The sequence below is a fragment of the Acinetobacter sp. genome, from assembly GCF_049284435.1.
GTDB lineage: Bacteria > Pseudomonadota > Gammaproteobacteria > Pseudomonadales > Moraxellaceae > Acinetobacter.
Genome location: NZ_JBAPXX010000014.1, coordinates 1 through 8,672, shown reverse-complemented (window position 1 = coordinate 8,672; position 8,672 = coordinate 1). Strand labels below are relative to the sequence as shown.

Annotated in this window: 9 protein-coding genes, 1 tRNA gene and 1 pseudogene; 4 read left to right on the top strand and 7 right to left on the bottom strand. The window is 41.7% G+C overall.

Annotation, left to right across the window (positions count from 1 at the left end):
* Positions 1-100: pseudogene (locus WAK81_RS01195) on the top strand (elongation factor Ts); the annotation flags it as partial.
* A gap of 145 nt (positions 101-245) precedes the next feature.
* Positions 246-746 (top strand): DUF3465 domain-containing protein, encoded by a 501-nt coding sequence (locus WAK81_RS01190; protein ID WP_422195345.1) that lies wholly within the window; start codon positions 246-248, stop codon positions 744-746.
* A 33-nt stretch (positions 747-779) separates the two neighbouring features.
* On the opposite strand, the gene WAK81_RS01185 is transcribed toward WAK81_RS01190, so the two are convergent.
* From WAK81_RS01185 to WAK81_RS01155, 7 genes are all read right to left on the bottom strand, one after another.
* Complete coding sequence (locus WAK81_RS01185; protein ID WP_422195344.1) at positions 780-1,235, bottom strand: DUF962 domain-containing protein; 456 nt, start codon at positions 1,233-1,235, stop codon at positions 780-782.
* A 242-nt stretch (positions 1,236-1,477) separates the two neighbouring features.
* Positions 1,478-2,065: a septal ring lytic transglycosylase RlpA family protein gene (locus WAK81_RS01180; RefSeq protein WP_422195347.1), complete on the bottom strand. Its 588-nt coding sequence runs from the start codon at positions 2,063-2,065 to the stop codon at positions 1,478-1,480.
* Between the two features lie 315 nt (positions 2,066-2,380).
* Positions 2,381-3,382 (bottom strand): lytic murein transglycosylase B, encoded by a 1,002-nt coding sequence (gene mltB, locus WAK81_RS01175; protein ID WP_422195346.1) that lies wholly within the window; start codon positions 3,380-3,382, stop codon positions 2,381-2,383.
* Positions 3,383-3,686: 304 nt separating this feature from the next.
* Positions 3,687-4,340, bottom strand: coding sequence for a hypothetical protein (locus WAK81_RS01170; protein WP_004645603.1), 654 nt, complete (start codon positions 4,338-4,340; stop codon positions 3,687-3,689).
* A gap of 19 nt (positions 4,341-4,359) precedes the next feature.
* The gene (gene queF / locus WAK81_RS01165) at positions 4,360-5,175 is read right to left on the bottom strand and encodes an NADPH-dependent 7-cyano-7-deazaguanine reductase QueF (RefSeq protein WP_422195343.1); all 816 of its coding nucleotides are present in this window, start codon (positions 5,173-5,175) and stop codon (positions 4,360-4,362) included.
* Entirely contained in the window at positions 5,175-5,948 is a 774-nt protein-coding gene (locus WAK81_RS01160) for an ABC transporter permease (protein WP_004279041.1), read from the bottom strand. The genes queF and WAK81_RS01160 overlap by 1 nt, the downstream gene beginning before the upstream one ends.
* On the bottom strand, positions 5,945-6,880 hold the full coding sequence (locus WAK81_RS01155) for an ABC transporter ATP-binding protein (protein WP_422195342.1): 936 nt from the start codon (positions 6,878-6,880) through the stop codon (positions 5,945-5,947). The genes WAK81_RS01160 and WAK81_RS01155 overlap by 4 nt, the downstream gene beginning before the upstream one ends.
* A gap of 190 nt (positions 6,881-7,070) precedes the next feature.
* Here WAK81_RS01155 and WAK81_RS01150 point away from each other — a divergent pair.
* A tRNA-Arg gene (locus WAK81_RS01150) sits at positions 7,071-7,146 on the top strand.
* Between the two features lie 169 nt (positions 7,147-7,315).
* Complete coding sequence (locus tag WAK81_RS01145) at positions 7,316-8,641, top strand: tyrosine-type recombinase/integrase (RefSeq protein ID WP_422195341.1); 1,326 nt, start codon at positions 7,316-7,318, stop codon at positions 8,639-8,641.
* Positions 8,642-8,672: the final 31 nt, after the last annotated feature.

Genomic DNA, 8,672 nt, shown 5'->3' with positions numbered 1-8,672 from the left:
TGCAAACTTCGTTCGTTTCGAAGTTGGTGAAGGCATTGAGAAAAAAGCAGAAATGAGCTTCGCTGAAGAAGTTGCTGCTGCTCAAGCTGCTGCAAAATAATTCCTGAGGAATTAGAAAAAGCCCTATCTGATTGATGGGGCTTTTTTATGCTGATCTATTCTTCATCAGTAATTCAAGGACAGGATTTGGGTCTAGTGATAGAGCTCAGATCATGTATTTATCATTTAATAAAAAAGTTATAAAAATGCCAAATAAAACCAATCTGGGCATCGGTGCAGTCATTGCGCTCTTGATTGCTGCTTATCTGGGCCTGGATCTACAGCAGTCCCAGCCACTTGTTCCATCCGTATCTAATACCACAACTGAAATACTTCATTCAGAGCCTAACTTAGTACCTTCTCAAGCCACTGATGATCTGGACCGAATTGCAGGGGCGTTTCAACAGCGTCACAGTGATCTACAGGTCCGTTCAAGCGGACTGGTGATTGCCGTTTTGCCAGATGATCATGAAGGATCGCGCCATCAAAAGTTCATCTTTGAATTACAAAATGGTCAAACTGTACTGGTTGCGCATAATATCGATCTAGCGCCGCGTATTCAGAACATTCAAAAACAGGATCAGGTCGAGTTTTATGGAGAATATGAATACAGTGACAAGGGCGGGGTGATTCATTGGACGCATCATGACCCTGCGCGAAAACATGTGGATGGTTGGTTAAAACATCAAGGAAGAACCTATCAATAAGGTTCTTCCAATTGGATAAATCGAATATAGCGTTTAAACGCTCATAATTGCGCTGTTATGGCGTGATTTCCAGTTCGGTAGGATTTTACCTAAATAGGCATCCATGCACCAAATTGGGCCAATCAGGAGGAATTGGAGGTCTTTGAAGAAGGAAGGCTTTTTCCCTTCCACTTTATGGCCATAAAACTGGCCAATCCAAGCAAAAACGAACAGGGCGATAAAGAACCCGGTACCGACTGGCAGAATCCAGATTAGCCAAGCCATCATCAAGGTTAATGCAGCCATCGCTACTGCCAAAACAAGATCAAGGCGTGCATAGAAGATAAAAGCCAAAACCAGTAGCAGGGTAGTCAGCAAAGCGCTGAAATGCGCCAGAATGCCAATAATCGAAAAATAGATGGTTGGTACGCAGACCCAGTGAATCAGCTTGTTGGTTTTATTTTGATGGCTGTCACTATATTCATCAAACCATTCAGATATTGTTTTCATTCTTCGCTCCATTCCATGAATACGTTTTGCTTATCTGGAAATATAAAGCAGAATCCAGATGTGGTCAAAAGTTAATCATAAAAGCGAGTGAATTTTATCAGGCAAGATAAGTATGCCAAAATTTTTCTGAACTCACTTTAAAAATAGGATTGAGCAGGGGCATTTATATTCTTCTGGAAAATGAACGCAATAAAAAAAGCCACATTGCTGTGGCTTTTGTTAAATGTGTTGCAGGTCAAATCTTAAGAATTTGGACCAGCGACACGTTCGATGCTGACATTGCCAACACCTGCACTGGTAATACCCAACTGTTTTGCGGCACCGTAAGATAAATCAACAACACGGTTGCCATGGAAAGGACCGCGGTCATTCACTTTAACCACCACGCTCTTGCCGTTATTACGGTTGGTTACGCGAATATAGCAGTTCAATGGCAGGCTACGATGAGCAGCCGTCATTGCGTTCATATCAAAGGTTTCACCGCTTGCAGTTTTACGGCCGTGGAATTGACGACCATACCAAGACGCTGTACCTGTCTGACTGAATTTACGTACAGTATTAGAAGCCACTGTATTCAGTTTTTCAATCACTGAAGGCTCTTCTGCAGGAAGTTCAATTTTCGCTGCAATGGTTTCACGGCGAACTTTATCGCCAGAACGCTCAGTGATTGAAAGGCTGTTCAAGTTTGTGAAATTTGAATTGAAGCTTTGAGCTTCTTTATTTAATACTCGCGTTGCAAGACGCGAATTGTCATTTTCATTGGTGAATGAAGATGACGGAACCATATCTGCCTGCGATTGCGTCAGCGTGACGATCGTGGCAATGGCCATAAAAGACTTCAAAATTGAAGAATGCATCGAATCAACTCCTAACAGCATATCTATTGGTTGTTCATAAATGGCTGAAAAACCATGTAAACATGCCTGATATTTAACTTATGCAACTACATTTAACGAAATGGATAATATTCATGCCAGCAATACACTGTCTAGTGTTTAATTAAAATAGTTAAAAAAAGAACGCAAAATAAACAATGATTGACCAAAAAATAATCAATATTGTAACATAATATTAAAATTGCTTAAAATACGCACAAATTAACCCATAAAAATGTTGACTTACATATTTTGTGTTAATCTTTAGTGTTAACGGCTGGTAATTTCGGTACCTAATAACCACAAAGCAGTGGCATACATACGGCTGCGATTATAAGTGGTAATCACTTGAAAATTTGGATAAGTGATGTAGTAAATTGAGCCATAATTCTCTTGTAATTGAATTACATTGACCAAATCCAGATCGTCAATTTTTACGATTGGATTCATTGGGCTGATGCCTTGCGTTTTTAACACACCATAGGGGGTAGGTTGAGTCAGATCCTTGGCAATCACTGCATCTGGATTTGAACCGGTATAACGTGCCGGAAAGGCAATTGGCTGATCACGCTGCCAGCCATGCTGTGCCAGATAGTTGGCAATCGAGCCAATCGCATCTACCGCTGAATTACGCAGGTCAATATGACCATTGCCATCGTAGTCCACGCCGAATTTGGGAATGTTGCTTGGCATAAATTGCGGATAGCCAACAGCGCCGGCATAAGAACCCACCACAGAAGAGGTGGCAACACCATCTCTATATGACCAGGCAATTAAAGCAGCCAGTTCATCCTGAAAATACTGGGCACGACGTTCATAGCCAAAACCTAAGGTTGCCAGAGCATCACGAGTGACAAAAGAGCCCTTGTTGCTGCCAAAACCGGTTTCTACACCTAAAATGCCTAGAATGATCGATTGTGGTACACCAAACTGCTGTTCAGCACGGTTAAGCGTTTCTGCATATTGCTGTTTAAAGCGTACGCCGCGCTGAATGGTAGATTCAGCCAGGAAGTTAGTCTTATACGAATACCAAAGCTTACTTTCACCTGGGCGATTCATAATATTGATGATATTGGGCAGGTTACGCGTCCCACTCATTGCGGAATCTACTTGCTGGGCACTCAGCCCATAGCTCTGCATGGCATTTTGCTTAAAACTGGCATAAGAGGGGTGATATTGGAAATCGTTGGCCAGACTCAAACTGCTGAGACCGAATGCGGTAAGTACGATTGAAAGCTGCTTCAATTTTTTATAAAAATCCGATTTCAACATCTTGCTACGATTTCCAGTTTTTTGATGAGTTGCTGGCGATGTCATTTGAATCATGCCATGAAAAAGATTGATAAAATTTTTTCAATCGTGAGGCTTAAAGTGCCAGATTAAAGATAACATTCGGATGAATAAGAGACCTAGCCGCTTATACAAAAATAGCGATGGATTGGCTATTTTTACGGCAGTCTGTCTTATAGAGCCGCTTATCTGTAACAAGCTATTTCACTGATCATAAAAAAGCCTGACTTCAGTCAGGCTAATTCCTCAAGATTTACAGAAAATCTTGAGATCATGCTATGCAAAACTATTCTGTATAGAACAAAGTATCGTGATATTCAGCCATGGCGCGCAGCTCATCTTTATTCAAATTCAGAATGATTTTATCTGCTGCCATATTGATGGCCTTGATCACTGCAGATGCGCCAATATCTGCTGCCTTGCGTTTGATCATGCCAAGATCCAGGGTTTTATTAAAGTCGACCATAAAATGTCGGACTGTCGCTTCACCAAATTGCTTGTACAAGTTACTGAACGCTTGTTTATCGATACTCTGACCGGCTTTAAGTTCTGCATAATGATGTTTTAAATTCGTCACCAGATTGGCATCCAGTGACTCACCAATGCGGAAATGTCCTTCAGGATCTTTAAACAGACTGCGCTCAGAGAATGCAATCGACTCTCTGACCACATCATTTGGTGCTTTACTCAGAAGCTGCTTCAGCAAAACCGCAACAGTCGACTTGATATAGCCGGCGAGTTTTTCCGCAGTATCGCGTTTATCGCTGGCAGGAAAGCGACGCACCAGCTCGGTGAGAATCGCATCAATAATTTCATCATTAATCATCAATGCGGTTTTATCACGCAATGGGTAAAGCGGCTCACTTGAATTTTTGTTTTTTTGTGCAGTCTGAATTGTATTTAAAAGCTCTGCAGAAGGAATAAACCCAAAAAATGGCATTGTTAAACCTCAATGTTTTTTATTGTCGCGCTAAACGAATAGGGCGAGGCATCCATGTTAAATCCGATACACGGCAAGGGTTGATATCCAATCCACCGCGGCGTGTATAGGTTGCGTAGACCATCAGCTTTTCAGGCTTTAGCTGTTGCCAGATATCGGCAAATATCTGCTCCACACATTGTTCGTGGAAACCATTATGCTGACGGTAGGAAATAATATAAGCTAAAATACTCTTATAACAAGGTTTTTTACCCTGATAACGTATAAAAACTGTTCCCCAGTCCGGCTGGCCAGTGACTGGGCAGTTACTTCTGAGTAAATGTGAATACAGCTGGATTTCGCCTTCTGCTGCATCATCCGAATCCAAAGCCAATAAACTGGCATCTGGATGATTTTCCAGACGCTCAGGTATTAGCTCATCAATACAGATACCTTCCGGCTTGCTGATCTCTAATTCATCGACCTGAAACAATTGCAGTTTAACTTCAGCTTCAGCCGCAGCAGATAAATCTTTTTCGACCGTCGCGATAAAGGCCTCTTTAGATGCAAACTTGGCAAAGTTCAGACTATTGAAATACAGCTTCAAGGATTTGGATTCAATCAGATTTGGCGAAGACGCTGGCAAGCTAATGCGGCCAATAGCCACTTGCGGCACACCGGCTGAATTTAACCAGGAAATTTCAAACACATGCCACCAGTCTGCACCTTGCTGAATCGCTTCGACATGTGCGTATTGTTCACGGGCAGGCGCGCGCGAAATCGGAAACAGAACATCGGGCTGATATTCTGTCGGGTAATTGGTGTCTTTACCAAGGAGAGATTGTTCTACACTCATTATTCACGCATTCCTGAACCACGGGAGAGTAAATGATAGGCCACTGCATACAGCACGGCACAACATAAGGTAATCACTGTCAGTGAAATGGCGACATTTACATCGCTATGTCCTAAAATACCATAGCGGAAGGCATTGACCATGTACACGACAGGATTAATCAAGGATAAATTTTGCCAGAACGGACTTAAGCTCGAAATAGCATAAAACACACCACCTAAATAGGTCAGTGGTGTTAAAACAAAAGTCGGGATGATCGAGATATCATCGAAAGATTTGGCATAAACGGCATTGATAAAACCACCCAAAGAAAACAGCAGGGAAGTAATCAAGACTGTATATATAGTTACGAACCAGTTGGTGATGTATAAATCGGCAAAGAATAAGCTCACGGCACTGACAATGATCGCAACCAGTATCCCACGAATCACACCGCCCAATACATGACCCCATAAAATGGCATGCATCGGTACCGGACTCATGATCAGTTCTTCAATACTTTTCTGGAATTTTGAGCTGAAGAAACTAGACGAGACGTTGGCATAGCTGTTAGTGATCACGGCCATCATAATCAGACCGGGCACAATGAACTCCATATAACTATAGCCGCCCATTTCTCCAATGCGTGAGCCGACCAGATTACCGAAGATCACGAAATACAGGCTCATGGTAATTGCAGGTGGCAACAGGGTCTGCGGCCAGATGCGCATAAATCGACGCACTTCTTTATAGATAATGGTATATAAAGCTACGCTGAGTTGATTAATGTTCATTGCGCAGCTCCATCCAGATTTTTCTCGACCATTTTCACAAAAAGTTCTTCCAGACGGTTGGATTTATTCCGCATACTGCGTACCTGAATATTCTGTGATTCCAGTAACTGGAATAGATCATTCATGGTGTGTGCCTTGTCCATGGTGATTTCTAAAGTCATCGGATCGATCAGGTTAAATCGCACGCCGATGATATCCAGATGCAAAGGTTCAATCGGTTCGGCCAGATCAAAAATAAACGATTCTTCATTGAGCTGACTCAAGAAGTTTTTCATGGTGGTGTCTTCTTTAATCACACCGCGATCAATAATCGCGATGCGGCGACACAGCATTTCTGCTTCTTCTAGATAATGCGTGGTCAGAATGATGGAGGTGCCTTTTTCATTCATCTCGTTCAAAAATTCCCACATCGAACGACGCAACTCGATATCAACACCTGCCGTCGGTTCATCCAGAATCAGCAGTTTCGGTTCGTGCATCATGGCACGCGCGATCATCAGGCGACGTTTCATCCCACCCGATAACATGCGGGCCTGAGTGGAACGCTTTTCCCATAAACCCAGTTTGGTCAGATAAAGCTCCGCCCGTTGCTGTGCAATTTTTTTAGGAATGCCGTAATAGCCTGCCTGAGTCACCAAAATATCAAAGGTTTTTTCAAACTGGGCAAAGTTGAATTCCTGAGGCACCACGCCTAGGCATTGTTTGGCCTGAGAAGGGTGAGTATCCAGGTTATGACCAAAAATCTCGACTGTACCGGAGGTTTTTTTTGTTAATGAACTGATAATACCGATGGTGGTAGATTTTCCTGCGCCATTAGGCCCCAGTAGCGCATAAAATTCACCTTCTGGTACATTTAAGTTAATTCCTTTCAATGCCTGAAAGCCATTGCGATAGGTCTTCGACAAATCCCTTAAGATCAGTGCATCAGTCATGAATATCTCAAATGGTGAAAAGTTGAGATATTGTGAGTGATCTCGCAAAATAAGCCAAGTGATTCACATGCAATTCTGTGTTGCTGTTTTGGAACATTGTATAAAGTCTAAGCATAAAAATGATGAAGTTAGAGATAGTTGCTTTACCTTATGCTTTTTTTTGTTATGATGTGCGCGATCCAAAAAAGATGCGCTCATAGCTCAACTGGATAGAGTACAGGTCTCCGAAGCCTGTGGCGTGGGTTCGAGTCCCGCTGAGCGCACCAAATCAATAGCAGAATATACAAAAATATATTCTGAAAGCCTTTAAATATAAGGTTTTATAATAAAAACACAGCAGAACATAACAAAATAAATAAGGATATAGTTGCAAGTTATAAGGATATATATGAGGATATATTTGATTCTATCTTCTTTTGTATCCTTATTCCGACTATGGCCAAGCACATAACACCGCTCTCAGATTCCAAATGCACAAGCGCCAAGCTACAAGATAAAGACTATTCTTTATACGATGGGCAGGGCTTAATTTTGTTTGTACGAAAAAGTGGCACTAAGGTATGGCGATATAAATATAAAAAAGCTAATGGCAAAGATGGATTAATGACTTTAGGTAATTTCCCCGCATTAAGCCTAAAGGCAGCAAGGGATAAGCGCCGTAGTTATGAGCAGCTACTAGCACAAGGTACAGATCCAATCGAATATGAAGAAATCCAAAAGTATAAAAAGAACAATTCATTTAGTTTTGAAGCCATAGCCCGGGACTGGCATAAGGAATACAGCAATACAGGCAGATGGATACCCGATACAGCAAACAAAGCGTTAAGAAATTTAGAAGAGTATGTATTCCCCTTGATTGGAGATAAGTCTATTGATGAAGTGAAGCCTAAAGATTTGGTTATGGTTTTACGGTCAATTGAGGAAAAAGGATTTACAGAGGTACTTAAGAAAACAAGACAGAGATTTAGTGCCATTTTTGCTTATGCAATCTCAAGAGGTTTATTAGAAGAAAACCCATCTTATTTCTTAAAGGACGTATTCGTTAAGACCAATAAGGCGAAGCACTATCCGCAATTACCACTTGAACGACTCCCTGAGCTACTACAGAGGTTAAACAGTGATACTGGCTATCCATTAACAAGATTATGTACGGCGTTCACATTGCATACCTTTGCGCGTTCCAGTGAGGTACGTTTTGCTCGTTGGACTGAGTTCGACCTTAAAAAGGGGATATGGACGATACCACCAGAGCGTGAATTAATAGAAGGGCAGAAGTTTTCTAATCGTGGGGCTAAAATGAAAACTGAGCACCTGATACCTTTATCACCTCAAGTCATTTCCATTCTTAACGAGATTCATATCTATAGCCATATGACTAAAAATGTCTTTCCTAAGAATGGCGACCCTCAAGGGTTTATCAGTGAAACTACAATCAATAATACTTTGCGCCGTTTAGGCTATGACACTGATAATGAGATATGCGGGCATGGCTTTAGGGGAATGGCTTGTTCTGCCCTCGTGCAAAGTACTCTCTTTCAAAAAGAAGCCGTAGAGAAGCAAATGAGTCACCAAGAACGTGACCAAGTACGTTTAGCTTACACTCATCAAGCTGAATACATGGAAGAACGGAAAGCTATGCTTAATTGGTGGAGTGACTACCTGGAAGCAAATCAGAACAGCTTTATAAGTCCTTATGACTTCACTCAGCAACTTTTAAATAATGATGTGATTAATTTTAAATACGCAAAATTGGCTAAGTGACAAGACTTGTCGCAGTAATACCAATAAATGC